The organism is Devosia sp. (genome assembly GCF_017744655.1).
Lineage (GTDB): Bacteria > Pseudomonadota > Alphaproteobacteria > Rhizobiales > Devosiaceae > Devosia.
Genome location: NZ_JAGIAW010000003.1, coordinates 298,841 through 322,549 on the forward strand (window position 1 = coordinate 298,841; position 23,709 = coordinate 322,549).

Here is a 23,709-nt window from a genome sequence, read left to right on the forward strand (position 1 = left end):
CCTCAGGCGGCTTTGGACTGGGTGACGGCGGCCGGTTCGGCGCCGTCGAGCTTCTTGCGATATTCGGTATAGGCCGCGACCAGCATGTCCTCGTCGCGATATTGCGGCACCCAGCCCAGTTCCCGTTCGCCCTTGGAAACGTCGAGAATGCACATCTCGTCGGCGATCAGATATTGCTCGGGATCCATGATCGGCATGTTCATCAGGTCCAAGAGATCAAGCGTGCGCTTAACGGCCCAGCCCGGCGTCGGCACCAGCAGCGAGCGCGAGCCGGCATGCTTGATCAGCTTGGTGAGCAGTTCGCGCGTCGTCGGGGGATTGAGCGAGCCGAGATTATAGACCTCGTTCGGTACACCGGCTGTAAACGCGGCATGGGCCGCCGAGGCACAGTCGAACACCGAAATGAACTGATAGGGGTTCTTGCCCGAGCCGATCATCGGCACCGGCAAGTTGAGATCGATCAGCTTGAAGAGCTTCGCCAAAATCCCGAGGCGTCCCGGCCCGATGATGAGGCGCGGACGGAAGAGGGAAATGTTCATGCCCTTTTCGCGCCATTCGGCGGCGAGCAGCTCGGTCTTGTATTTGGAGAGACCATATTCCCCGAGCGGAGCGCAGGGATGGTCCTCTTTTTGCGGCCAGGTATAGGTGTGGCCATAGACCATGTCGGTGGTGAAATGGACCAACTGGTTCGCGCCGGCCTTGTCCATGGCGCGGATGATGTTTTCCGTGCCGTAATAGTTCACCGGGAAGAAGAAATCGTGCCGCTTGGCCCGCACCTGAATGGGCGAGAGCATCTTGGCCGAGAGATTATAGACCATGTCGTCGGGCTTGATGCCGAGCTCGCGCACGGAGACGTCGCTGGTCACATCGGTCTTGACGAATTGCACATCGCGATAGTGCGGCAGGTCCGACTTGACGATGTCGGCCACAACAACCTCGTGACCGGCATTGAGCAGACGCGGGGCCAGATGCCGGCCAACGAAGCCATCACCGCCGAAGATAATGTGTCTCATGTTTCGTTCCGCCCTATCTGTGAAAACTGTTGTTGTTTGCTTGGATCATCTGGCGATCAGGTCCGCGCCTGATCGAGGTTGGCGACGGTTTCCGTCGCTTCGACATGCTTGGTTCCGCCCTGCGCGATCAGCACCGTGCCGACGCAGATGAGCGCAATGCCGGCAATCTTGAGGGCGCCGAGGTCTTCCTTGAAAACCAGCCAGGCAAAGATGGCGACAGCCACATAGGCAAGGCTCAGGAAGGGATAGGCGAAGGAGATATCGACCTTGGAAAGCACATAGAGGTGCGAAGCCATGGAGATGACGAAGGTCACGAGGCCGGCAAAAACCCAGGGATTGAAGACGATCTGGAAGATTCGCAGGATCGCCGTATCCGCCGTAAAACTGATCGAGCCCATGGAGCTCATCCCGGCCTTGAGCATGAGCTGGGCGGCCGCATTGGTGAAAACGGTGAAGAGGATGAAGGGCAGGTAGTTCATGTTTGTCCTCTATTCGGCCGCCAGGGCCGGCGCGTTTGCGGAAAGGCTGAGCGCTGTGCGCCGCCAGAAATCGGATGAGAAGCGCGGGTCGCGATAGCGCTCGAGCTCGGCCCATTCGGGAAAGCCCGCGGCAAAAGTCGCGGCGCTCATGCGCTGATCCTTGTAGGGATTGACCCGTCCGCCGGCTTCGACGGTCAGCGCGTCGAGCGTTTCGAGCAGTTTCAGGGTCGAAGCGCCACGGTTGGAAAAATCCATGGTCAGCGTGTAGCCGGGCCGCGGAAACGAGAAGAGGCCGGGCGAAGCCGCAGCGCCGAAGCGTTTTAGGACGGTCAGGAATGAGGCCTGACCCGCCTTGCGGCTTGCTTCGAGCATCTGCGGAATGGCTTTGCGCGCAGACGCAAAGGGAATGACGCTCTGGTGCTGATAGAGCCCCTTGGGGCCATAAAGCCGGTTCCAGTTCCCGACCGCATCGAGCGGGTAAAAGAAGCTGCCATAGGTACTGAGCGTCTTCTGGCCGCTCTTCCGAGCCTTGGCGTGGAAGTAGGCGAAGTTGAACGCCTTGAGGCTCAACCCATTGAGCATGGAGAAGGGCATTTCGAAGGGTACGGTGAGCCGGGTCGCCGACTTCGCAGTCTGGAAATTGCCGTTCTGCGCGTGGTTGCCAGTAAGAAGCACGCCGCGATTGGTCGGAGCCAATTGGTCGACCCAGGCGACGGCATATTCGTTGGCAGCGTCGGCGGCCTCGGCAAGACCAAAGTATTCATCGAGATCGGCAAAGGGCGTGATCTCTTCCTCGACATCGAGCGATCCCACGCGCATCAGCTTTATGCTGGCGCTGAGCACGATCCCGGTCAGCCCCATGCCGCCGATCGTGGCGGCGAAGAGTTCCGCATTCTCGTTGGGCGAACAGGCATAGCGCCGCCCGTCCGAGCGCAGCAGCTCAAAACCCGTGACATGACAGCCAAAGGTGCCACGCACATGGTGGTTCTTGCCATGCACATCATTGGCAATGGCCCCGCCCAGGGTGACGAAGCGCGTGCCGGGGGTAACCGGCAGGAAAAAGCCATGCGGGGCAGCGTGGGCGATGATTTCTTCGAGCGTGATGCCGGCTTCCGCCTTCAGCACGCCGCTCGAAATATCGAGATGCAGGATGGTGCGGCGCGAGCGCATCGGCACCAGCGCGCCGCCCTCATTATGGCAGCTATCGCCATAGGATTTGCCATTGCCGAAGGCGAGAAGGCTCAGTTCGCCGCTGCCCCCATCGAAGCTCTCCATGGCAAGATCCGGCGCCAGAGAACGGCGCGAATGGCGATCGATGCGCCCAAAGCTGTCGAGATTGGCCGCCATCAGATGAAATTCCCCGCGATCATCAGCAGGGCGCCCAAGGCCACGAAAATCTGGCTGCGCCAGTCCGTGGCGATAAAGACCACCGGGTCGTCATGCATTTCACGCCGATAGGCGAGGATCCAGATGCGGATGACGATGTAGAGGACGATCGGCACTAGGGGCCAGATCAGCCAGGGCGAGGAATAGTAGCCGATGATTTCCTGGCTCTGGATATAGAGCGAGAGCACGAGCGTGGCGGTAAAGGCAGAGGCAATGCCGGCCTGGCCGACAATGGCCATGTCCTCGGGCCGATAGCCGCGCCCGGCAATGCGGTCGCGCTCGCTGACCTTGGAGGTCTGCAGCTCCACATAGCGCTTCACCAGCGCCAGGGAGAGGAAGAAGAACATGGAAAAGGCGATGAGCCAGAAGGATAGCGGCAGGTCCGCCGCGGTCTTGCCGCCGATGATCCTCAGCGTATAGAGGCCGGCAAGGCACAGGACGTCGATCAGCAGCATGCGCTTGACCGCCAGCGAATAGGCGGTGGTCGACACGACATAAAGGCCGATGACCAGCGCAAAGACGGGCGGAAGAAAGACGCAGACGACGACCGCGACCGCGATCAGCCCCGCCGATACGGAAAGCCCGAAGGGGATCGACAGCGTGCCATTGGCGAAGGGTCGATTGCGCTTGGTCGCGTGCTGGCGATCGAGCGGCAGGTCGAGAATATCGTTGATGATATAGATGGCCGAGGCCGCGGCGCAGAAGGCGACGAAGGCACCGAGCGAGGGCAGCAGCACCTCGGGATTGGTGATCTGGTGCGCCAGGATGGCCGGGGCGAAGACCAGGAGGTTCTTCAGCCACTGATGCACCCGCAGCATCTTTACATAGGTTTTCCAGCTCGGCTTGGTGCGCTCGAAACGGCGAGCGCCGCTCGTTTGCTGATAGCGATGAGCCGTCCGGTCCGGTGCGACGACCACGGCCGCGCGCGCGACCTTGAAGACGGGGATGTCGGCGCGGTCATTGCCGGCATAGTCGAAACCGCCCTCGCCAAAATGCTCGACCAGCAGCGCCGCCTTGCGGTGGGCGGCAAGGTTGGTGTCGCGGCTCGAGGCATGAAAGGTGGTGAAAATGCCGAGATGGGCGGCAACGGCGCTGGCAAAGGGCTCGGCCGCCGCCGTCACCAGCACGATTTCGCGGCCGGTCGCCTTTTCGGCATGGAGAAAATCCAGAAATTCCTGGCGATAGGGCAGGATGGAGGCATCGAAATCCACGCGGCTGGCGATCTCGGCCTTGAGGTGCGCCTTGCCCGCCATGAGCCAGACCGGCAGCATGAAGAGGAACAGCGGATTCTTCTTGAGGAGCTGGAAAATGCTTTCCCACAGCAGGTCGGCCGATATCAGCGTGCCGTCGAGATCGACGGCCAAAGGCAGATCCTTGCTGTTCTGTACCCGCACGTTCATGTCGCACCCTGTCCCAGAAGACCGGCGCGGCGACTGTTTCGCTGACGCGCAGCGATACCAAGCCAACCTCGCCTGTCCGCCAGGCGCTGTCCTGCACCCGGCCTAACACCCATTCTTGGGCTTTGTATTTTGGGCGGAGCTCTTGCTCTTCGCGAAAACTGCCGCCCCGAACTTGCGTAAATCTAGCGGCTCAACTTGTTAATTTGGACTAATGCGCGGGGTTTAGCTCGACCGGAACAGTCGATCTCGGGGCCATATCTTGCATCAGGGTTTAGGGATTCTTGGCGGAATCCGTAAATTTTTAACGACTGGCGGGAAGCGGCGCCGAACGCGTCCGCAGCGTCTTGAGACGGCTGCGGATACCGGCAATGTCGAGCGCATAGGCGCAGAGCCCATAGGTGAGCACACCGACAAGGACCGGGAGCGCAATATCCAGCACGCCCGCGCCCGGCAGGGCGTGATCGACGAGATAGGTGGGAACCGCCATGCCCAGGGTCGCAAGGCCCACCTTGACGAAGGGGCGGGGATCAAGCGGCAGCGGATAGGCGCGGCGCGTCAACAGATAGCCGATGACAATGCCCGCGGCTTCGGAAATGACCAAGGCGAAAGCTGCTCCCATGAGGCCGAAGCGCGGCACCAGAATGAAAAGCGCCAGTGCATTGATGGCGAGAATGGCAAGGCCCTGCGCCAGCATCAGGCCGGGCGTCTTGCGGATCTGGAAGCTGACATGCAGCAGTTGATAGGAAAAGGAGCGGAAGAGCCAGGCCAGCGCGATGAGCGGTATGAGGTTTGCCGCGTCGAGCCGGAAATCGGGGCCGAGCACGAGCGAGGCGAGCTTGGCGGCGATGATGGCGAGGCCCGCAACCGCCGGAGCGAGCACGCCCAGCAGCATTTCGGTGCTGTCGACCAGGTGCTGGTCAAGCTCGGCCTTCTCTCCCCACGCCAGCAATTGCACCGCAATCGGCGCCACCGCCGTGCCGATGGCAACGCCGGGAAAAAGGATGATCTGGCGCACGAGATCGGCCGATGCGCCGTAGATGCCGGCGGCATGTTCGCCCAGAGACCCGGCAAGGACAAAGCGATCCAGCATCGACTGAAGCACGAAGACCGCGCCGGAAACTGTCATCGGCAGGCCGAAGACCAGCATGGCGCGCAGCATGGCCGGGTCGAACGGTTTTCGCTGATGCTGCCAGACCATGGAAGCGAAGATGAGGCTCGTGGCGAAATAGGAGGTCATGACGCTGAGCACGAGGCCCGTGCCGCCAAGATCGAAGACCAGCACCAGCACGAGGGAAAGCGCCAGCGCCAGTGCGGCACGGATCACGGTCGCCCAGAGATAGGGGGTCGTCTGCTGCCTGGCCCTGAAGGTTTCGAGATAGAATTCGAAGAAGCCGATGCCGAAGGCGAGGAGGATCGCGGCCAGCAGATAGTCCTGATATTGCGGCGCGAAGGCCGAAATGGCGAAGTAGAGGATCGGAACGAGCGGGATCAGGGCGATGAAGGCAAATCCGGTGGTCACCCGCAAGTCGGCGCCGTCATCATGGGCGGTAAACGGCACGACCGAGGCCTTGATCCAGCCAAAGGCCAGCGACGAGATCATGGCCGCAATGGAAAAGCCGATGATGTAGATGCCGTATTCGGACGGACCAAGCAGGCGCGTGAAGATCACCACCGAGGCAAAGCCGAACATTGCCGAGACAATGTTGGCGAGCATGTATGAGGAAACCTGCCGGACCATCAGCCGCTATTCTGCACAAAAATCTTGAATGACCTGCATCAGCGGCTTGGGCCTGAAATCGGCATCGAGCGGCAATGGTCGATTGGGCATGCCGTCGTCGCGGCTGAACCAGATCGGCACCCAGGTATGTCTGTCGCTGATGCCCCAGGTCAGCACGGCTTCGGGGCGCCTGGCGGCGCCGATGGCGTCGAGAAAATCCTTGGCGCGCTGGGCGATGATGCCGTCGCGCTCGATCTCGGGCCCGGGCAGCAGATTGTCGATGACGTCGAGTTCGGTCACCATTATCGTCAGGTCCATCGATGCCAGTTCGGCGACAAAGGCCGTCAGTCCGGATTTATCGATGGCGATTTCGCCCTGCAGGTGTCCCTGGAGCCCGATGGCATGCAGCGGAACATCGCGGCCTTTCAGCTCGCGGATGAGGTCCAGAAAGGCCTTGCGACGGGCGCGGGCCTTGTCGGTCGGCTGTTCGAAGTCGAAATCGTTGATCACCAGCCGCGCATCGGGATTGACCTTGGCGGTCGTGCGCAGGGCCAGTTCGATATAGTCTTTCCCCAGATGCCGCTGCCAGATGGAGTCGCGGATCGGCGCCTCGCGCGTCGGATGGTCGGCAATGGGTTCGTTGACAACGTCCCAGCTCGAAATGCGGCCCTTATAGCGGCCGACGACCGTTTCGATGTGGCGCACCAGTTCCGTCCGGGCTTCCTCGGCCGAGGCGAGGGTCTCGACCCAGTCGGGCATGGCCGCATACCAGGCCAGGGTATGCCCGCGCATTTCCAGTCCATGCTCCTCGGCAAAGGCCAGAAGCCTGTCGGGCTGGTCGAAAACAAAGCTGTCGCGGTCGGGCCGCAGGTCGATCCATTTGAGCCCGCCTTCGCCGACGACGACCTGGCAATAGTCGAGCACGGCCTGCTTGTAGTCCGGCTCTTCCAACATGGGGTCGATGCGAATGGCGGCCCCATAGGGGATGGCCGTTCGCCTGGTTTGCGCGAAGGCACCCTGCGGCAGGAGATAGGGCAGGGCGCCCGTGCCCAATGCACCCAAGACGAAGTCCCGCCTGCGCATGAAAGATGCCCTTTGTGCCCGGCGCGACTGCGCTCATAAACTGCCTTTTTCTATCATAGCGGCATTGGCCCCAATTCTCATCCATCCGCGGGCCGCACCGTTAATGTGCGACTAATGAAGCCTTTGGCATGAAGGAATTATCCAGACTTTCCTGTCAGGCTTTTGCCACCCCAGTGCGGGATTGATCGAGAATGCGATTGGCTCCCAAAAGGAGGCGCCGGTGTCTGACCCAAGCGCGGAAACATATAACCCCCAGGGTGGGTGGTTTGCGTCCGCGCTCTTTGTCCTGGTTTTCCTCTATTTCTGGATCGGGCTCGACCCGCTGCCCAATCCCGCCAGCAGCGCTCAGCTTGCCGCCTATGGCGAAAGCTCGAACGCCTTCAACCAGTTGATCGTGCTCGGCATGTCGGGGCTAGTGCTGGCCATGCTGTTCCTGCATCCGGCGCGAGACCTCGCGATCCGCGCTTACGGCCCCCTGGCGCTGGTGTTTTTCTGGATCGTGCTGACGATCTTTTTTTCCGATACGCCCGATGCCGCCCTGCGGCGCACCATCTATTCGGCGCTCGTCATTCTCTCGGCCAGCGCCGTGCTGCTGCTGCCGCGCGACAATGCGCAGTTTGCAAGGCTCGTCGGCATCTGCATCTGCCTTGCGGTGGCGCTCTCCTATTTCGGCGTTGTCTTCATGCCGGCCCGCGCCATCCATCAGGCGACCGATGCGGCGGAGGCCGCGCTGGCCGGGGATTGGCGCGGCCATTTCGGTCACAAGAACACGGCCGCGGCCGCCATGGCTTTTGCGGTTTTCTTCGGTCTCTATCTTTTGCGAATGAAAATGTTCTGGAGCGGGCTGGCGCTGACAGTGCTCGCAGCCTTTTTCCTCCTCAGCTCCGGTGGCAAGACCTCGGCCGCCATGCTGCCGGCCGTGCTGGTTGCCGTCTGGCTCTTCGAACGCCTCGGCATGTTCCGCCTGCTCCTCGTCGGTGGCGGTCTGTTTCTCGTCAATTTCGTCATTCTCTCGGTGGCCGTGTTTCCCGAGATCAACGCCTTCGTCACGGGTCTCGGGATCGATGCGACCTTTACCGACCGAACCTCGATCTGGGAGCTGGCCGTGTCGGCCATCGGTAGCCGGCCCCTGACGGGCTACGGTTTTCAGTCCTTCTGGCAGACCGATGCGCTGTTTTACGGCAATGCTTCAGCCTCGACCTGGGCGGTTACTGCGGCCAATGCCCACAATGCCTATCTAGACCAGTTAATCAATGGCGGCTGGCCGCTGCTGATCCTGGTGCTGATCTGGCTTGTCGTCCTGCCCTGCCGGCATGCCTCCGTGGCGCTGGCGCGCGGCAGCGACAAAGACCTGACGCGGCTCTATCTCCGCATCTGGCTGTTCGGGCTCTTCACCAGTTGTTTTGAAAGCCCGTTCTTCGAGAATTCCGGTCCGATCTGGTTTACCATGCTGATCGCCGTTTTCGGGCTGCGCTTGCAGGCCCATGCCGATCTGGTGGAGAAACCCCAGATAGCGCCCGGCGACCTGCGTGCGGCGCTATCCTGAGAGCTTTGGCGCAATGGCTTCGAACCAAACGGCAGCAAGTGTGACGGAGAGGCCCATCGAGGCCGTCGTCTGCATTCCGACTTTCCGCCGCCCCGATTGGCTCGAACGCACCATGGCCTCGGTCCTAGCCCAGGAGACCGATTTCGGCTTCGCCCTCGTCGTTGTCGATAACGATGGGGCAAAGTCCGAGGGCGAGGCGCGAGCCCGGCAATTGCTCGCGAACGGCAAAATCCCGAGCCATATTTTTGTCGAGCCGCAACAGGGCAATTGCCACGCCATCAACCGCGCCTTCGGCGAGGCGCAAGTCCTCTTTCCGGAGGCCGAATTCTTCCTGATGATCGATGACGACGAAGAGGCCATGCCCGGCTGGTTGGCCGCCATGGTCGCGACGGCAAAACGGGAAAATGCCGATCTCGTGGGTGGACCGGTGCAGCGCCGCTTCGATGTGCCCGTGTCAAAAGCCATTGCCGAGCACCCGCTGTTCATTTCCATCGACGGGATCACAAGACAGGTCGACCAGTTGCATGGTTCGGGCAATTGCCTCATCCGGCGCCGGGTCTTCGAGGCCATGCCCAGGCCCGCCTTCGACATCCGCTTCAATTTCCTCGGTGGCGGCGACATGGAGTTTTTCACCCGCTGCAAGCGCGCGGGTTTTCTGACCTGGTGGTGCGAAGAGGCCGTCATTCACGAATTCGTCCCGGCCGAGCGGGTCACGGCCAAGTTCCTCGCCCGTCGCTCCATCCGCACCGGCAGCATCAATTATGTCGTCGACCGCACCCATATGTCGCCCGGCGCGGCCGTGATGAAGAATGTCGCCAGTCTCTGGCTCGGCATTGTGCGCAGCGCCGCCGTCCTCCTGCGAACCGGTTCCTTGCTTGGCGCCAGCCATCCGCTGCTTTTGCCCGTTGGCCGCATCATGGCGAGCCTCGGCATCGTGCCGACGCCTTACAAGGCCTCGCGCTAGGTCCACGCAACCTAGCCGAGAACGGCGCGACGGATTACATCCGCCGGCGTGTGGGTGTGAGACTGGATAGTGATGGAATTCTGGTGTGGCGCGAGCTGGTCGATGAAGTCAGCCAGCCCCTTGTCGTCGAGCGCCGGCCCCTCCCAATAGGTCAGGCACCAGGATTGCGTCGTTTTCTCATGCCGTTCGGCAATGGCGGGGTCGCTGGCGACGGCCGCGGCATAGATCAGATATTCGGAAAATTGCCGCTGCCGCGCGATCGCCGACCACCAGGGTTTTCCCGAGAAGCTTTCGATCTTCTGCACCATCTGGCTGACCGTCTCGCGTTCCCAGACGATCATCGGCCCGATAAAGTCATCCGCCGGCAGTGCGGGAGCGGGCAGGCCAAACAGGGCATAGGCATTGCCAAGCCAGGTGACGTGATTGGGTCGGTCGGGCGTGATGCCAGCCGGCGTCACGAAATGCGGCACCTTGTTGCTCACGGCGACGGTCGAAAGATCGAACGGGCGAACGAAGCAATTGTCGGAATCGACGCACATCACCCACTCGCTCTCCTGGGCGAGGGTCATGGCGATCTTGCGCAATTGCTGCAGGTGCCAGCCATAGACCGGCAGGCCGAGCCCGGGGGCCCAGGAATAGCGCCGGCCGCGCCAGCGTCCGATCGACCAGAATTTGGGCAGCAGTTCGGCATTGGATACCACGCGTCGCTTTGGTCCGGCGAGCGCGGCAAAGAGCGCTGCATCCTCGTCGCCGACGACGAGATAGTGCATGTCAAAGCCGCTCACGAACCGGTCTATGGAGGCGCAGAGCAATTGGCAGGCTGCAAAATCGCCGGAATAGCTCGGGGTAACAAGCGAAATCGAGGCGGCCATCGGCGTCTCCAGCAAGGTCGACCTGCTCTTTGCGGCAAGCCAAGAGGCAAGCCCATGTTAACGCTGGGAATCTAAGGTTGCGTTACGCAAAAGCCGAGACTTCGGCGCTGGGAACGCAGCGGTGAGCCAAAAATACCTCGTATTCGTGTCGGCGGCCCGCCAGCTCTGCGGCGTGGAGGCGTTTTCGCGGCTTCTGGCCCAGCATTTCGGTTCCCGCGCCGCAACGCATGTGCTCGATGCCGATCTCCTGGCACTGGTGCGTGCGCTGAGGGGACAAGACGCCGTCATCTTCAATTTCCCCATTGTGGGCTGGAAGCGCCACCTTTTCACGCCCGGCCTTGCCGCCCTTGTCGCCCGGCTGATGGGGAAGGATGTCGTCGTCTTCCTCCACGAATGGCTGGCGCTCGACTGGAAACGGCGGGTCGTCCTCGCCCCGGCTGTCCTCTGCGCCACGCGCCTCAAGTTTTCTGCCCCCGAAATCGCCGCCGAGTTCGCCGCCACGCGCTTTTCGCGCTTCGTTGCCGGCAAGCGGCAGGTGGTTCCCATTCCGCCCAATATCCTGCCCTCGGACAAAAAGGTCGAGAGCGAGCACAGTCGCGCCCTGTCGGCCCAGCGTCGGGCCGGGCGGTTGATCCTTGGTCAGTTCGGTTCGATCTATCCCAAAAAGCAGTCCGCCGTGGTGTTGCAGGTGGCGGCCGAACTGCAGCGGGCCGGACATGATGTCGGCGTTGTTTTCGTCGGCTCGTTCATCAGGGGCATGGACAATGTCGAAGAGAATTTCTTCGCCCAAGTTCGCGAGCTCGGGCTTTCCGACCGCGTGACGGTGACGGGCTATATTGCCGATGACGATGTGCTGGCCGGCATTTTCGCCGAGGTCGACGTCTTCTGCTATCTGTTTGCCGAAGGCCTCACGTCGCGCCGCGGCAGCGTGCTGGCAGCGGCGCTGTCGGGGCGCCGGGTTGTGGTCAATGCGCCGTTGGCCTCGGATGCCCTCGATCATCATCTCCTCTTCCAGCGCCTGATCGAGACCTCAACCATTCGCCTTGTGCCAACGGATGCCGATATTCCCACCGTTGCCGCCGCCGTTCTTGCCGCCGGAAGCGAGCCCGTCGAACCCTTCGATGTGGCTCGGGAAGTCGACGCACTCTGGACCTCGATCGGTACCCGCATCGACCAATGATGGCTTTGCCTGCAATGCAATCCATCGGCTGAACCCGCCATTAAATGTTTTGCCCGAATGCTTTTGCCAGCCCCGCGTCCTTGCGGGGACCATGATTCAGGGTGGGCCATGCGGCCGGTTGACCACAGCGACATAAGCGGTACCCAGCTTGAGCCGAGCACCAATATCGGCGGCCTGCCGATTTCGGTTCTGGGCATGGAAGAATCCGCCCGCATGCTGGTGCGCACCGCCTTGCGGGCCCGCGGACAAAACGCGCTGCCCTTCTATTCGACCTCGGCCAATGGCCAGGTCATCGCGCTTGCCGCGGAAGATCCTGACTTCAAGCAGCTTCTCACTGAGGCTGACCAAATCCATGCCGATGGCATGCCCATGGTGCGGCTTTCGGGCTATGTGGCGAGCGAAGAACTCAGCGAACGCGTCGCCACCACCGATCTCGTGCATGCCGTGGCGCGCCTCGCGCAAAAGGCCGGCCTGCGCTTTTATTTCTTCGGGGCCACGCCCGAGGGCAATCGCCGCGCCGTCGCCAATATGCGCGCGCAATATCCGAACCTGATCTTTGCCGGCGCCCGCGATGGCTATTACAAGCCCGAGGACGAGGCCGGCATCGTCGCCGAGATCGTTGCCAGCAAGCCCGACATCCTGTGGATCGGGCTCGGCGTGCCGCGCGAACAGGAATTCGTTTCGCGCAATCTCGAAAATCTGCGCGGTGTCGGGGTCATCAAGACCTCGGGCGGGCTTTTCGATTTCCTCTCCGGCAAGAATAGCCGCGCGCCGCAATGGATGCAGAATGCCGGGCTCGAATGGGTCTATCGCACCATGATCGAGCCGCGGCGCCTGCTCGGCCGCTATCTCAAGACCAATCCCGCCGCCCTCTGGCAGATCATTTTTCATTCGAAATAGGTTTTGTGTCACCGGCCTTGCCGGTTCGTCGCGCCTTCTGACCCTCAGGCGGCGCGCATGCGCGGCGGTGCGGCCGGCCGGGGCCGCGTCGTCAGAAAAAGATACTGGAGAAAGCCGAGGCCGGCGGCGAGCGCCAATCCCGCGAGAAGGCCACCGACCAGCCCGCCGGCGGCGAGCAGAGCCGTGCGCGGCGGATAGCTGCGCGCAATTGGCGCCATGGCCGGCGAAATGACGCGCACCTTGCTGGTATTGAGCTGGCTGCGTTCGGCCACCTGCTGGGCGCGGGTCAGATAGGCCTCATAAATGGCCACGGTCGAGGTCGCGGTGCGCTCGAGCTGGCGCAGTTCGAGCTGGGCCTGTTCGTCCGAGAAGACGCTGCCGAGCTGGGTGCCGGCGGCATTGCTCAACTGATCGAAGACATCACGGGCCCGCTGCAGGTCGATCCGGGCTGCCTCGACGATACGGGAGACTTCCTGATCGATTTCGCCCTGCAAGGCGGTCTGTTCGGCGCGGGCCGTCGCCAGGCTCGGATGGCGGGGGCCAAGAGTGGCGGCAAGGGCGTCGGCCTTCTGCTTGGCCGTCGCATATTCGGTCCGCAGCTTAGACAGCGTTTCCGATTCCTGCGAACCGCCGCCGGTTCCTGAGGTCAGCGCCGCATAGCGCGCCTCCGCCGCGATCAGGGTTTCGCGGGCAGTATCGACCTGGGTATTGATCTGCACCGCCGTCTGGGTGCTGAGCTGGCCATCGCCGGTCGCCGGCAGGCCATGCTCGCGGCGATAGTCGACCACGGCGCCTTCAGCCTTGGCCGCATCATTGCGCAGTTCGGCCAGCCGCTGGTTCAGCGCGTCGGAGGCATTGCGCGCGCCATCGGATTCCACTGCCGCCAGTTCGATCAGGAAGGCATTGACCACGGCATCGGTGATGGCCGCCGATTTTTCCGGCGTATTGGCCCAGACCGAGGTCGTGACCACATAGGAGCGCTCTTCACGACTGACGCGGACGCGGTCGCCCAGCGTCCGGACGGCGGCGATGCGCTTGTCATCGGCCGATGCCGAGGCATTGTCGGCATCGACGAATTCGGGATCCTGGGTCAGGTCGAGCTGATCGACGACACGGCCCAGCACGCTGATGGAACTGAGGATCCGCATCTTGCTTTCGACATCGATCAACTGCGCCTCGCCCTGGGCGACGCGGGTATAGAGATCGTCGGCCACAAGCTGCAGGTCGTTGGGGTCGAGCAGGATATCGGAATAGCTGGTATAGCGCGGCGGGATCAGCGTGCCGGCGGCATAGCCGGCAAGGGCGCCGAGCACGGCCAGGACGACGACGACAATCCAGAAGCGCCTGACCCAGCCGATGATCATGAAGGGGGTAATGCCCGCCAAGGGGTTTGGCCCCGGCCGCTTCGGCGCCGTGGCGGCCGGCGTGCCCTCAACCGCGCGCAACGGCACAGCACTGGGCTGCGGCGCTGCTGCGTCTGGTTTGAGGGATTGGTACATGGGGCCCGACGGTCTCTGGAAATCCGAGCCTAAATATAGGCCGGAACCAGACATTTCGCGCGGCCTATTGCCCAACGAGGTTAAGGAGAACCTGCTTATTCCGCCGGTTCGGCGACCATGGCCTCGCTCGGCAGGGCGCTCGGCAGATAGACGCGAAGCGGGCGGATTTCATAGGAGCCGAGGCCGGGATTGGCGATGGCCAGCTTCCTGGCGAAATCGACGGCCTCGTCTATCGTGCCCACATCGGCGACGTAAAAGCCCAGAAACTGTTCCTTGGTCTCGGCAAAGGGGCCGTCAAAGACCACGTGTTCGCCATTGGCCTTGCGCAGGGTCTTGGCTTCCGTGGTATTCTGCAGGCGCACCACCGGGCCGAGCCGGCCTTCACTGCGCAATTCGTCCTGCACCCGGCCGAGCCTCATCATGCAGGCATCGTCTTCCTCCTTGGTCCAGGTGGAAACGGCCTTCTCGTCATTATAGCACAAAACGGCATAGAGCATGTTGCACCTTCCTCTCCCGAGGGACGCACTATGCCCATCGCGACGCGAAAATCCAGTCTTTAGGGCTGGGGCTCCTCTGCCGGCCGGGCAATAGTCGCCGTGGCGCCGATGGAGGCCACGATGATCGCCGCCATGCCCGCCACCTGCCCCGGCGTCAGTTTTTCGCCGAGGATGACGAGCCCGGACAGCGCCGCAAGGGCCGGCTGCCCGCTCATCAAGATGCCGAAGACCCGCGCCGGAATATGGGGCAGGGCAACCATATCGAGCGCATAGGGAATGGCGCTGGAGAGAAGCGCAACGGCCAGCCCCAGCGGCAGGATGGCCGGATCGATCAAGAGCGGACCGGCGCTGGCAATGCCGAAGGGCAGGGCAATCAGCGCCGCCGTCGCCACACCCAGCGCAGCGATATGGGCGCCGCCACCGGTCCCAGCCTTCTGTCCAAAAATGATATAGCCGGCCCAGCACGCCCCGGCACAGAGCGCGAGGCCAATGCCGAGCGGAGAAATGTCGCCGGCAAAACCGGTCCAGGGCAGCAGCGTGGCAAAGCCGCAGACTGCCAGGGCAATCCAGATGAAATCGAGCGGCTTTCGCGCGCCGAACAGCGCCACGGCCAGAGGGCCGGTAAATTCGAGCGCCACGGCGATCCCCAGGGGAATGTGTTCGAGCGCGGCATAGAAGAAGAGGTTCATCGCCCCCATCACCGCGCCATAGAGCAACACGGCCCGCCATTGCGCCCGATCAAGCCTGTAGCGCCAGGGCCGGAAGACAAGGACGAGGACAATGGCTGCCAGGGTCAGGCGCAGCGCCGTCGCGCCATTGGCGCCCACCAGCGGAAACAGCATTTTGGCAAAGCTGGCACCGGTCTGGGTAAAAACCATGCCCAGGGTGACAAGCAGGACGGGAACGAGAATGGATTGGGGCCGCAAGGCGAAGGCTTTCAGCAGTTGGGCGCGGTCAATGGAAAAGGCCGGTGCCCGCAGAATCCTTGTAGCGCACATCGGCGGCTGAGAGCAGCTTCTGATCGAGCAGTCTGGCGTTTACGCCGAGACTCGTCCGACTGGATTTGCGGGGGTACCAATGGGTGACGCAACCGCAGTCGAAACAGCGATGGAAATCAACATTCTTGCCGCCCCAGGCATAGGTGTCGGTGGGTCTCTTGGTCGCGATCACCACGTCGGCAATCTCGTAATAGGCCCAAAGCACGCCATAGCGGCGGCAGAGGCTGCAGTTGCAGTGGGTGATTTCCGAGGGAGCCTTGGGGAGCCGGATCGTCACGGTGCCGCAATGGCAGGTGGCGATGATGTCCTCGACTGCATCCGGCATGCTTCATTTCCCTCGTCCGTTGCTGCTGCTTAGCCGTTTCGGCGCGCTCCAGACAAGCAAATTGCGAAGAGCAAGATTGACCCGAATCCCGCAATTCTTTAGCCCTGAAGCGCCGGAACAAAGGAGGAATGTCGATGGAGTATCGCTATCTCGGACGCTCGGGTCTCAAAGTCTCGGTTCTCACCATGGGAACGATGACCTTTGGCGGCAGCGAGAAGATCGGCAATACCAGTCCCACTGACGCGGCGCGGCAGGTCGACCTCTGCCTCGACGCCGGCATCAACCTCTATGATACGGCAAATGTCTACAATGCCGGTGTCTCGGAAGAAATTTTAGGCGACATTCTCAAGGAAAATGGCCGTCGCCAGAAAGCGCTGATCGCGACGAAGGTCCGCTTCAAGATGGGCGACGGGCCCAACGATATTGGCCTCTCGCGGCATCACATCATCGAGCAGTGCAAGGCGAGCCTGAAGCGCCTCAAGACCGATGTGATCGACCTCTATCAGGTGCACGAATGGGACGGCAAAACGCCCATCGACGAGACGATGGAAGCGCTCGATACGCTCGTGCGTCATGGCCATGTGCGCTATATCGGCTGCTCCAACTATTCCGGCTGGCACATGATGAAGGCGCTGATGGCCGCCGACAAACGGCACGGCGCCCGCTTCATCTCCCAGCAGATCCACTATTCGCTGCATAGCCGCGACGCCGAATATGAACTCGTCCCTGTCTCGCAGGACCAGGGCCTTGGTATTCTGGTCTGGTCGCCGCTGGCCGGCGGGTTGCTGTCCGGCAAATATCGCCGAGACGGAGGCCCGGATTCTGGTCGTCATGTCGGCGGGTTCCGCGAGCCGCCGGTCTATGATTGGGAAAAGCTCTATTCGGTCATCGATACACTGGTGGCTATTGCCGAGGCCCGGGGCGTTTCCGGCGCGCAGGTGGCGCTCTCCTGGCTGCTCGGCCGGCCCGGCGTTACCTCGGTCATCATCGGCGGGCGCAATGAAGCGCAGTTCCGCGACAATATCGCCGCGGCCAGTTTCGTGCTCAGCGCCGAGGAGCGCAAGCGCCTTGACGATATCAGCCGCCCGCCGCTGCTCTATCCCTATTGGCACCAGTCGTTTAGTGCACAGGACCGCTTGAGCCCCGTCGATCTCGACCTCATCGGGCCCTATGCCAAGGAGTTTTCGCGTGGCTGATTTCCTGTTCGAGCCGCATGCGCCCGTGTCCATCCCCATCGCCCGCGGGGGGCTCTATGCGGTGCGGCGCGTCTATTGCGTCGGCCGCAACTATGCCGAGCACATCAAGGAAATGGGAAATGACGTGCGCGACCCGCCCTTCTTCTTTGCCAAGCCCGCCGATGCGGTCGTGGTCGGCGGCGCGGCAATCCCCTATCCGCCGAAAACCGATGACTTTCAGCACGAAGTGGAACTGGTCGTCGCCATCGGCAAGGACGGCAGTGATATCGACCCCGAAGATGCGCTCGACCACGTCTATGGCTATGCCTGCGGCCTCGACATGACCCGGCGCGATCTTCAGGCCATTGCCAAGAAGGCCGGCCGCCCCTGGGAAATGGCCAAGGGTTTTGACCATTCCGCCCCCATCGGCACCATCGAGCCCGCCAGTGCCATCGGCCATCCGGCAACGGGAAGAATCACGCTTTCTGTCAATGGCGCCGAACGCCAGCGCGGCGATCTCGGCGACCAGATCTGGAACGTTGCCGAGACCATCGCTTTTCTCAGCCAGTTCGTTGATCTCAAGGCTGGCGACATCATCATGACCGGCACCCCCGCCGGCGTCGGCGAAGTCGTGCCCGGCGACGTCATCGAAGGCCGGATCGAAGGCGTCGGCACGGTGCGCACGGTGATCGACTGATGGCGCCTGTCTGGTCCGCACAGCAGGATGCGGCGCTCATCGCCGTGTCCAAATGGCTCAAGGACGAGAACGGTCCGCAGGTCTTTCGCCTGTTCGGCTGGGCCGGCACCGGCAAGTCGACGCTCGCCGTACATCTGGCGCAGGATATCCGTTCGGTCAAATATGCCGCCTTTACCGGCAAGGCCGCGCTCGTCATGCGAAAACGTGGCTGCAAGGGCGCGCAGACCATTCACTCGCTGATCTATACGCTGGTTTCCGAAGGCGATGGCGAGCCGCGCTTCGTGCTCGATCCGGAAAGCCCGGCGGCCGATGCCGATCTCATCGTTATCGACGAAGTGTCGATGGTCGATGAACAGCTCGGTGCCGATCTCCTCTCCTTCGGCGTAAAAATCCTCGTTCTCGGCGACCCCTTCCAGTTGCCTCCGGTACAGGGCGCAGGGTTCTTCACCACCGAAGAACCCGACGTCATGCTCACCGAAATTCACCGCCAGGCCGCCGACAACCCCATCATCCAGCTCTCCATGGCCGTGCGCGAAGGCGGCTTTCTCGAACACGGCCGCTATGGCGAGAGCATCGTCGTCGGCCGCGACAAGGTCGATCGCGACGCCGTGCTCGAAGCCGATCAGGTTCTGGTCGGCCGCAACAAGACGCGCCTTACCTATAATGACCGGTTGCGCGAGCTGAAGGGCCTGCCCTTCCATGAGCCGGTCGTGGGCGACCGCATGGTTTGCCTGCGCAACAATCCGCGCAAAAAGCTCCTCAACGGCCAGATCTGGATCGTCACCGACGCGACGCGCCGCACCAACGGAAAATGGTCACTGCTCCTCGCCGATGACGAAGGCAAGGGCGAAGCGAAGGTCCTTACTCACAAAGCCTTCTTCGCGGGCGAAGAGGAGGGCATGGCCTGGGCCGAGCGGCGGCAGTTCGACGAGTTCACCTTCGGCTATTGCCTCACCGTCCATAAGGCGCAGGGCAGCCAGTGGGACAATGTCTATCTTTTCGACGAAAGCTTCGTGTTCCGCGAAGAGCGGGCGCGCTGGCTCTATACCGGCATTACCCGCGCCGCCGAGCGCATCACCATCATCAGCTGAAGTCACAGTTCAGCCAAGTTTGCCCTCTCTCTAGAGTTTCTGTCGCGCCTGAGCCAAGGGATTGATCTTTCGAGGCCTTTGCTTCTTGCGCCTGACACGGTGATACCCCATCATCATACTAGAGTTTCTCGCCCCGGAGGACGGCCGATGCACCACGATACCCCCCTGATCACCACGATCGTCGCGGGTTTGGTGCTGGCCTATATTTTCGGGATGCTGGCCAGTAAGCTGCGCCTGCCCCCTCTTGTCGGCTATCTCTTTGCCGGCGTTTTGGCCGGTCCCTATACGCCCGGCTTCGTCGCCGATCAGGCGCTGGGCGCCGAATTGGCCGAACTCGGCGTCATTCTTCTCATGTTCGGCGTCGGTCTCCACTTCTCGCTCAAGGACCTGATGAGCGTGCGGGCCCTCGCCATTCCCGGCGCCATCGCCCAGATCGCGGTGGCGACGGCACTCGGCGCGGGTCTTGGTACCCTGCTCGGCTGGGATCTCGGCGGCTCGCTGCTCTTTGGTCTCGCCCTCTCGGTCGCGTCCACCGTCGTGCTTTTGAAGGCGCTGCAGGATCGCCGCCTCATCGAGAGCGAGCGCGGCCGCATCGCCGTCGGCTGGCTCATCGTCGAAGACCTCGCCATGGTGCTGGCGCTGGTTCTGATCCCCGCCTTTGCCGGGCTCAACGGCACCGATACGGGCGTGCACGATCCCTTCGTGTCTTTCGTCGAGCGCATCTTCAATGCCGATGTCGGCATCTGGGGCGTGCTTGCGATCACATTGGTGAAAATCGCCGCCTTTGTCGGCTTCATGCTGATCGTCGGGCGCCGCGTCATTCCCTGGGCGCTGCATTTCACCGCCCATACCGGCAGCCGCGAACTTTTCCGTCTGGCCGTGCTCTCGATTGCGCTTGGAGTCGCCCTGGGTTCGGCGGTGCTTTTCGGCGTATCCCTGGCGCTCGGCGCGTTCTTCGCCGGCATGATCCTTTCGGAAAGCGAACTCAGCCATCGCGCCGCCAATGAAACGCTGCCGCTGCGCGACGCTTTTGCGGTTTTGTTCTTCGTCTCGGTCGGCATGCTCTTCGACCCGACCATCATCCTCACCGATCCGCTGCCGGTGCTGGCGACGGTCTTCATCATCGTCGTCGGCAAGTCCCTTGCCGCCTTTGCCATCGTCCTGCTGTTCCGCCGCCCGGCGGGCACGGCGCTGACCATTTCGGCGAGCCTGGCGCAGATCGGCGAATTCTCCTTCATCCTCGCCAGTATGGGCGTGAGCCTTGCCATCATGCCCGAAGAGGGGCAGGACCTGATCCTCGCCGGCGCGCTGATCTCCATCGTCCTCAACCCCATCGTCTTCTTCCTTCTCGAATTTTTGCGCCCGCGCGTCGAAGCCCGCTTCGGCCCCCGCGTCGCCGTCGCGACGCCGGAAACCCGGGTCGAGCCCGCCGGGCTTTCCGCCGCCTCATTGGGGCCGGCAACCACCGACATGCCGCGCGAAGCCGCCATCGAGCGCGGGGCGCCGGGGCCGGATGACGATGTCGTCGAACCCCTCACCGTCACGGGTCATTCCGTGCTGGTCGGCTATGGTCAGGTCGGGCGCATCGTTGCCGATGGGCTCAAGGCCGCCGGCCGCTCCATCGTGGTGATCGAGGATTCCGACCACGACGTCGCCGCCGCGCGCGCCGCGGGGCTCGAGGTCATCTATGGCAATGCGGCAAGCCAGGCGACGCTGAAACTCGCCAATCTCGGCCAGGCGAAAAACCTCGTCGTTGCCATTTCCAATGCTTTCGAGGCCGGCACGGTCTGCGAGAGCGGGCGAAAGCTCAATCCCGAGATCAGCATCATCGCCCGCGCCTATTCCGAGGAAGAGGAAGACTTCCTCCGCGGCCTCGGCGCCACCATTGTCATTCGTGGCGAGCGCGAAATCGGCAAGGGCATTTTGGGCCTGCTACGCGATGAATTGCCGGCACAGCCGGCATCGACGGAACCCGCCGGCCCCCTGCCGCCGAGCGAAAATATCCTGGCTCAGGCCGCTGCCATCGTTGCCGTCGCCGAACCGATCATCCCCATGCCTGCCGCCGTCGAAACACCGGTGGAACCAGAGCCTGCCGAAACCATCGCGGTCATCGAAGCGCCCGCCGTCGTCGACCTGCCCCCGCCGGCCCCGGAGCCGGAGCCAGCCGAAGTTCCACCGGCCGAACTTGTCGTGCTGGAACCGACCAATCAGGTAGACGCCGCGGCAGACGAGACGCCATCGGCGGAACTGGTCGTGCTCGAGCCGGCCGAAACCCAGGAGCCCGCGGCAGAGGACACTCCGTCCATCGGCGAAGCGCCGCCTGCTATCGACGAGATCATCGTCCTGCCGGCCAAGTCTCCGGAAACGGCGTCCGAGCCCGCGGCCGAAACGGTCGAAACCCTGCCGCCGCCGGAAACAGATGTTTCAGGCGACACGGTCGAGAATACGGGGCCGTCCGAAACCGATCCTGCGCCCACGGAGGCCGATGAACCAGCGCCGGAGCCGCAGGACGACGAACCCAAAAAAGCCGAGCCGGACGTGCCGGTGGTCAAGCCGGAGCCGAGGGAGTAGCTGGCGCCATGATGTCGCAAAAGGCCAAATATGCGCTACGAGCCCTTGTGGCACTGGCCCGGGCCGGGCGGGGCGAGAGCCGCATGATCGGCGAAATTTCCCGCGACCAGGCGATCCCGAAAAAATTCCTCGAACAGATCCTGCTTGAATTAAAGCGCGCCGGCATGGTTTCGAGCCGGCGCGGCCGCATGGGCGGCTATGAGCTGGTCAAGGCGCCCGAGGAGATCAAGTATGGCGAAGTGCTGCGCCTGATCGACGGTCCGATCGCGCCTTTGCCCTGCCTCTCAAAGATTGCCTATCGCAAGTGCGAGGACTGCAAGGACGAGAGTTCGTGCGAGATCCGCCACGTCTTCGAGCGGGTAACTCTCGCCACCCGTGCCGTGCTCGACAGCACGAGTCTTGCGGATTCTCTCAATCTCGAAGACCTGCCGATCGACGAAGTCGCCTGAGGCCAGCTCCCATCGCGGGGATGACACTGTGGGTGTGAAACCCCTCAGCCGAAGACCACCGTCTTCTTGCCGTTGAGCATGACCCGGCTTTCAAGGTGCAGCTTTACCGCGCGAGCCAAAACGCGGCTTTCGATATCGCGGCCGGCGGCGACGAGATCGTCCGGGCTCAGCGCATGGGTGACGCGGGCGGTTTCCTGCTCGATGATCGGACCTTCGTCGAGGTCGGGCGTAACATAATGCGCCGTCGCGCCGATGATTTTTACGCCGCGCTCATGGGCCTGGTGATAGGGCTTGGCGCCCTTGAAACTGGGCAGGAACGAGTGGTGAATATTGATCACCTGGCCAAAGAGGCGCGTGGACAGGTTGTCTGAAAGCACCTGCATGTAGCGGGCGAGCACGACGAGATCGGCGCCGACCGTCTTGACGATGTCGAGCACCTGGGCCTCCTGCGCCGCCTTGGTGTCCTTGGTCACCGGCAGGTGGTGGAAGGGAATGCCGGCATCTTCGGCAATCTTGCGGGCGTCTTCGTGGTTGGAAATCACCGCGGCGACTTCGGCGTCGAGCCAGCCGACGCGGATCTGATAGAGCAGGTGCAGCAGCGTATGGTCGAACTTGCTGACCAAAATAACGATCTGCTTGCGGCGGCTTTCATCGCTGAGCGCGGTCTTCATGTCAAAACGCTCGATCGGCGACTTCAGCGCCTTTTCGATTTTCTCCCGGCCCACGCCCTCGGGCGCGGTGAAGGCGAGGCGCATGAAGAAACGACCGGTTTCCTTGTCCCAGAACTGGTTGGATTCAGCGATATTGGCGTTGAGCGCCGCCAGCTCCGTGGTCACGGCGGCAACAATGCCGGGACGGTCGGTGCAGGAAAGGGTCAGGACGAAATTGGCCGAGGACAAGATGGGCCTCCGAGGAAGGTGTCGGCCAGCGGTATCAATGGCTTGGAGATTTCCGTCAAGCCCAAACGCCGCCCATCTTGTCCCCTGCCGCGAAAATGGAAAAGGGCCGCTCCATGGAGCGGCCCTTCCCTGAGTCATAGGCCTCGAGGGCCTAGGAGGTTGGTGTTAGCAGAGATCACTCCCCGACATCACCTTCAATCCCAGACCTCTATCGAGTACCGCATTCTCAAAAGACACTGGATCACCTCCTTAAAGTTGGTTGAACATGAGGGGAGCTTGCGCCCGTTCGCCGGAGCTGTCCAGTCACAAAAACTTCGCATAGGCGAGGCGCAGCCAAATCTATCCCCGCCTGCGCAATCCGGCCGCACACTCTCCGTCAAGAGAGAGGAGCCGCACCCATGCCCAGTTTCATTGAAAAGAGCGCCATTCCCGGCCACCAGGTTTCCGAACACCAGCGCCTCAGCGAACAGCTCGAAGAGTTGCAGTTCGAGCTGTCCCTGCGCCGCGAAAATGATCCGGTCACCGGCCTCATGGCTGTCGCGATCAGGCGGTTCATGGCCGATATCTATCGCCTGATCTCGCGCGAGCCCGGCAGCCGGTCCCTGCTGCGCCTGCCTGCGGGCGCGGAAATCGCGCCGGAGCCGCTGCGCCGCGCGCTCGGCGATGCCGAAGCCGGCCTTTCGGCCTTCCGCCGCGCCCATTCCGATCCCGACAGTTTTCGCGAGGATGGTTGGCTGGTGCAGGGCCTGCCGGCCTGATCTATCCATCTTATCCCCGCCCCGTAAAACCGTGCCATTCTTTGCCCGTTCCCGCCGCTAACACGCGGCACCGACGAAGTGCCGGGCGGGAAGACGGGCTGCTTGAGGTCGCTCAGGCGGATGCGTGGATGCCGACCACCGGCCAAGCGGCAGTGAGCCCCCGTTGCATCCCCGGATGCTTCCGACGGCAAGCTGGACCGCAAAACCCCA

The 23,709-nt window shown here is 62.5% G+C and carries 21 protein-coding genes and 1 pseudogene; 10 read left to right on the forward strand and 12 right to left on the reverse strand.

Annotated elements, in window-relative coordinates; translation table 11 throughout:
- Window positions 1-2: 2 nt before the first annotated feature.
- The 6 genes from J7557_RS09235 to J7557_RS09260 all read right to left on the reverse strand — a co-directional run bounded on the left by J7557_RS09235 (window position 3) and on the right by J7557_RS09260 (window position 7,078).
- Window positions 3-1,013, reverse strand: coding sequence for an NAD(P)-dependent oxidoreductase (locus J7557_RS09235; RefSeq protein ID WP_291419540.1), 1,011 nt, complete (start codon window positions 1,011-1,013; stop codon window positions 3-5).
- Between the two features lie 56 nt (window positions 1,014-1,069).
- Complete coding sequence (locus J7557_RS09240; RefSeq protein ID WP_291419542.1) at window positions 1,070-1,492, reverse strand: EamA family transporter; 423 nt, start codon at window positions 1,490-1,492, stop codon at window positions 1,070-1,072.
- A gap of 9 nt (window positions 1,493-1,501) precedes the next feature.
- Complete coding sequence (locus tag J7557_RS09245; RefSeq protein ID WP_291419544.1) at window positions 1,502-2,839, reverse strand: FAD-binding oxidoreductase; 1,338 nt, start codon at window positions 2,837-2,839, stop codon at window positions 1,502-1,504.
- A complete protein-coding gene (locus tag J7557_RS09250) occupies window positions 2,839-4,278 on the reverse strand; it encodes a UbiA family prenyltransferase (RefSeq protein ID WP_291419546.1) in 1,440 nt (479 codons plus the stop codon). Before J7557_RS09250 ends, J7557_RS09245 begins: the two co-directional genes overlap by 1 nt.
- Before the next feature lie 301 nt (window positions 4,279-4,579).
- Entirely contained in the window at window positions 4,580-6,016 is a 1,437-nt protein-coding gene (locus J7557_RS09255) for a lipopolysaccharide biosynthesis protein (protein WP_291419547.1), read from the reverse strand.
- A 6-nt stretch (window positions 6,017-6,022) separates the two neighbouring features.
- Window positions 6,023-7,078 carry an endo-1,4-beta-xylanase gene (locus J7557_RS09260; protein WP_291419549.1) on the reverse strand — a complete coding sequence of 352 codons (1,056 nt, stop codon included), beginning with the start codon at window positions 7,076-7,078 and terminating at the stop codon, window positions 6,023-6,025.
- 220 nt (window positions 7,079-7,298) lie between these two features.
- On the opposite strand from J7557_RS09260, the gene J7557_RS09265 reads away from it, so the two are divergent.
- A complete protein-coding gene (locus J7557_RS09265) occupies window positions 7,299-8,624 on the forward strand; it encodes an O-antigen ligase (RefSeq protein ID WP_291419551.1) in 1,326 nt (441 codons plus the stop codon).
- Window positions 8,625-8,637: 13 nt separating this feature from the next.
- Entirely contained in the window at window positions 8,638-9,588 is a 951-nt protein-coding gene (locus J7557_RS09270; protein ID WP_291419552.1) for a glycosyltransferase family 2 protein, read from the forward strand.
- An 11-nt stretch (window positions 9,589-9,599) separates the two neighbouring features.
- On the opposite strand, the gene J7557_RS09275 is transcribed toward J7557_RS09270, so the two are convergent.
- Window positions 9,600-10,460, reverse strand: coding sequence for a DUF6492 family protein (locus J7557_RS09275; RefSeq protein ID WP_291419554.1), 861 nt, complete (start codon window positions 10,458-10,460; stop codon window positions 9,600-9,602).
- Between the two features lie 121 nt (window positions 10,461-10,581).
- Between J7557_RS09275 and J7557_RS09280 the strand changes: the two genes are divergently transcribed.
- Together J7557_RS09280 and J7557_RS09285 are read left to right on the forward strand one after the other, a co-directional pair.
- Entirely contained in the window at window positions 10,582-11,640 is a 1,059-nt protein-coding gene (locus tag J7557_RS09280) for a glycosyltransferase (protein WP_291419556.1), read from the forward strand.
- 108 nt (window positions 11,641-11,748) lie between these two features.
- Entirely contained in the window at window positions 11,749-12,540 is a 792-nt protein-coding gene (locus J7557_RS09285) for a WecB/TagA/CpsF family glycosyltransferase (protein ID WP_291419558.1), read from the forward strand.
- A 44-nt stretch (window positions 12,541-12,584) separates the two neighbouring features.
- On the opposite strand, the gene J7557_RS09290 is transcribed toward J7557_RS09285, so the two are convergent.
- The 4 genes from J7557_RS09290 to J7557_RS09305 all read right to left on the reverse strand — a co-directional run bounded on the left by J7557_RS09290 (window position 12,585) and on the right by J7557_RS09305 (window position 15,859).
- A complete protein-coding gene (locus J7557_RS09290) occupies window positions 12,585-14,039 on the reverse strand; it encodes a GumC family protein (protein ID WP_291419560.1) in 1,455 nt (484 codons plus the stop codon).
- Window positions 14,040-14,134: 95 nt separating this feature from the next.
- Window positions 14,135-14,536 (reverse strand): YciI family protein, encoded by a 402-nt coding sequence (locus tag J7557_RS09295; protein ID WP_291419562.1) that lies wholly within the window; start codon window positions 14,534-14,536, stop codon window positions 14,135-14,137.
- A gap of 59 nt (window positions 14,537-14,595) precedes the next feature.
- On the reverse strand, window positions 14,596-15,462 hold the full coding sequence (locus tag J7557_RS09300; protein ID WP_291419564.1) for an EamA family transporter: 867 nt from the start codon (window positions 15,460-15,462) through the stop codon (window positions 14,596-14,598).
- A 28-nt stretch (window positions 15,463-15,490) separates the two neighbouring features.
- On the reverse strand, window positions 15,491-15,859 hold the full coding sequence (locus tag J7557_RS09305) for a GFA family protein (RefSeq protein ID WP_291419566.1): 369 nt from the start codon (window positions 15,857-15,859) through the stop codon (window positions 15,491-15,493).
- A 134-nt stretch (window positions 15,860-15,993) separates the two neighbouring features.
- Between J7557_RS09305 and J7557_RS09310 the strand changes: the two genes are divergently transcribed.
- From J7557_RS09310 to J7557_RS09330, 5 genes and pseudogenes are all read left to right on the forward strand, one after another.
- Entirely contained in the window at window positions 15,994-17,055 is a 1,062-nt protein-coding gene (locus J7557_RS09310) for an aldo/keto reductase (RefSeq protein WP_291419568.1), read from the forward strand.
- The gene (locus J7557_RS09315; RefSeq protein WP_291419570.1) at window positions 17,048-17,731 is read left to right on the forward strand and encodes a fumarylacetoacetate hydrolase family protein; all 684 of its coding nucleotides are present in this window, start codon (window positions 17,048-17,050) and stop codon (window positions 17,729-17,731) included. The genes J7557_RS09310 and J7557_RS09315 overlap by 8 nt, the downstream gene beginning before the upstream one ends.
- The gene (locus tag J7557_RS09320) at window positions 17,731-18,822 is read left to right on the forward strand and encodes an ATP-dependent RecD-like DNA helicase (protein WP_291419572.1); all 1,092 of its coding nucleotides are present in this window, start codon (window positions 17,731-17,733) and stop codon (window positions 18,820-18,822) included. The genes J7557_RS09315 and J7557_RS09320 overlap by 1 nt, the downstream gene beginning before the upstream one ends.
- 147 nt (window positions 18,823-18,969) lie before the next feature.
- Window positions 18,970-20,748: pseudogene (locus tag J7557_RS09325) on the forward strand (cation:proton antiporter); the annotation flags it as partial.
- A gap of 653 nt (window positions 20,749-21,401) precedes the next feature.
- Complete coding sequence (locus J7557_RS09330) at window positions 21,402-21,842, forward strand: Rrf2 family transcriptional regulator (protein WP_291419573.1); 441 nt, start codon at window positions 21,402-21,404, stop codon at window positions 21,840-21,842.
- A 44-nt stretch (window positions 21,843-21,886) separates the two neighbouring features.
- On the opposite strand, the gene purU is transcribed toward J7557_RS09330, so the two are convergent.
- Entirely contained in the window at window positions 21,887-22,741 is an 855-nt protein-coding gene (gene purU, locus J7557_RS09335; RefSeq protein ID WP_291419575.1) for a formyltetrahydrofolate deformylase, read from the reverse strand.
- A 398-nt stretch (window positions 22,742-23,139) separates the two neighbouring features.
- On the opposite strand from purU, the gene J7557_RS09340 reads away from it, so the two are divergent.
- Window positions 23,140-23,499, forward strand: coding sequence for a hypothetical protein (locus J7557_RS09340; protein WP_291419577.1), 360 nt, complete (start codon window positions 23,140-23,142; stop codon window positions 23,497-23,499).
- The last annotated feature ends 210 nt before the right edge of the window (window positions 23,500-23,709 follow it).

What these genes read in the sequence shown, in the direction of transcription:
- J7557_RS09235 (WP_291419540.1), bottom strand. Translation starts at nt 1,013, where the DNA reads ATGAGACACATTATCTTCGGCGGTGATGGCTTCGTTGGCCGGCATCTG.
- J7557_RS09240 (WP_291419542.1), bottom strand. Translation starts at nt 1,492, where the DNA reads ATGAACTACCTGCCCTTCATCCTCTTCACCGTTTTCACCAATGCGGCC.
- J7557_RS09245 (WP_291419544.1), bottom strand. Translation starts at nt 2,839, where the DNA reads ATGGCGGCCAATCTCGACAGCTTTGGGCGCATCGATCGCCATTCGCGC.
- J7557_RS09250 (WP_291419546.1), bottom strand. Translation starts at nt 4,278, where the DNA reads ATGAACGTGCGGGTACAGAACAGCAAGGATCTGCCTTTGGCCGTCGAT.
- J7557_RS09255 (WP_291419547.1), bottom strand. Translation starts at nt 6,016, where the DNA reads ATGGTCCGGCAGGTTTCCTCATACATGCTCGCCAACATTGTCTCGGCA.
- J7557_RS09260 (WP_291419549.1), bottom strand. Translation starts at nt 7,078, where the DNA reads ATGCGCAGGCGGGACTTCGTCTTGGGTGCATTGGGCACGGGCGCCCTG.
- J7557_RS09270 (WP_291419552.1), top strand. Translation starts at nt 8,638, where the DNA reads ATGGCTTCGAACCAAACGGCAGCAAGTGTGACGGAGAGGCCCATCGAG.
- J7557_RS09275 (WP_291419554.1), bottom strand. Translation starts at nt 10,460, where the DNA reads ATGGCCGCCTCGATTTCGCTTGTTACCCCGAGCTATTCCGGCGATTTT.
- J7557_RS09285 (WP_291419558.1), top strand. Translation starts at nt 11,749, where the DNA reads ATGCGGCCGGTTGACCACAGCGACATAAGCGGTACCCAGCTTGAGCCG.
- J7557_RS09290 (WP_291419560.1), bottom strand. Translation starts at nt 14,039, where the DNA reads ATGTACCAATCCCTCAAACCAGACGCAGCAGCGCCGCAGCCCAGTGCT.
- J7557_RS09295 (WP_291419562.1), bottom strand. Translation starts at nt 14,536, where the DNA reads ATGCTCTATGCCGTTTTGTGCTATAATGACGAGAAGGCCGTTTCCACC.
- J7557_RS09305 (WP_291419566.1), bottom strand. Translation starts at nt 15,859, where the DNA reads ATGCCGGATGCAGTCGAGGACATCATCGCCACCTGCCATTGCGGCACC.
- J7557_RS09310 (WP_291419568.1), top strand. Translation starts at nt 15,994, where the DNA reads ATGGAGTATCGCTATCTCGGACGCTCGGGTCTCAAAGTCTCGGTTCTC.
- J7557_RS09320 (WP_291419572.1), top strand. Translation starts at nt 17,731, where the DNA reads ATGGCGCCTGTCTGGTCCGCACAGCAGGATGCGGCGCTCATCGCCGTG.
- J7557_RS09330 (WP_291419573.1), top strand. Translation starts at nt 21,402, where the DNA reads ATGATGTCGCAAAAGGCCAAATATGCGCTACGAGCCCTTGTGGCACTG.
- J7557_RS09340 (WP_291419577.1), top strand. Translation starts at nt 23,140, where the DNA reads ATGCCCAGTTTCATTGAAAAGAGCGCCATTCCCGGCCACCAGGTTTCC.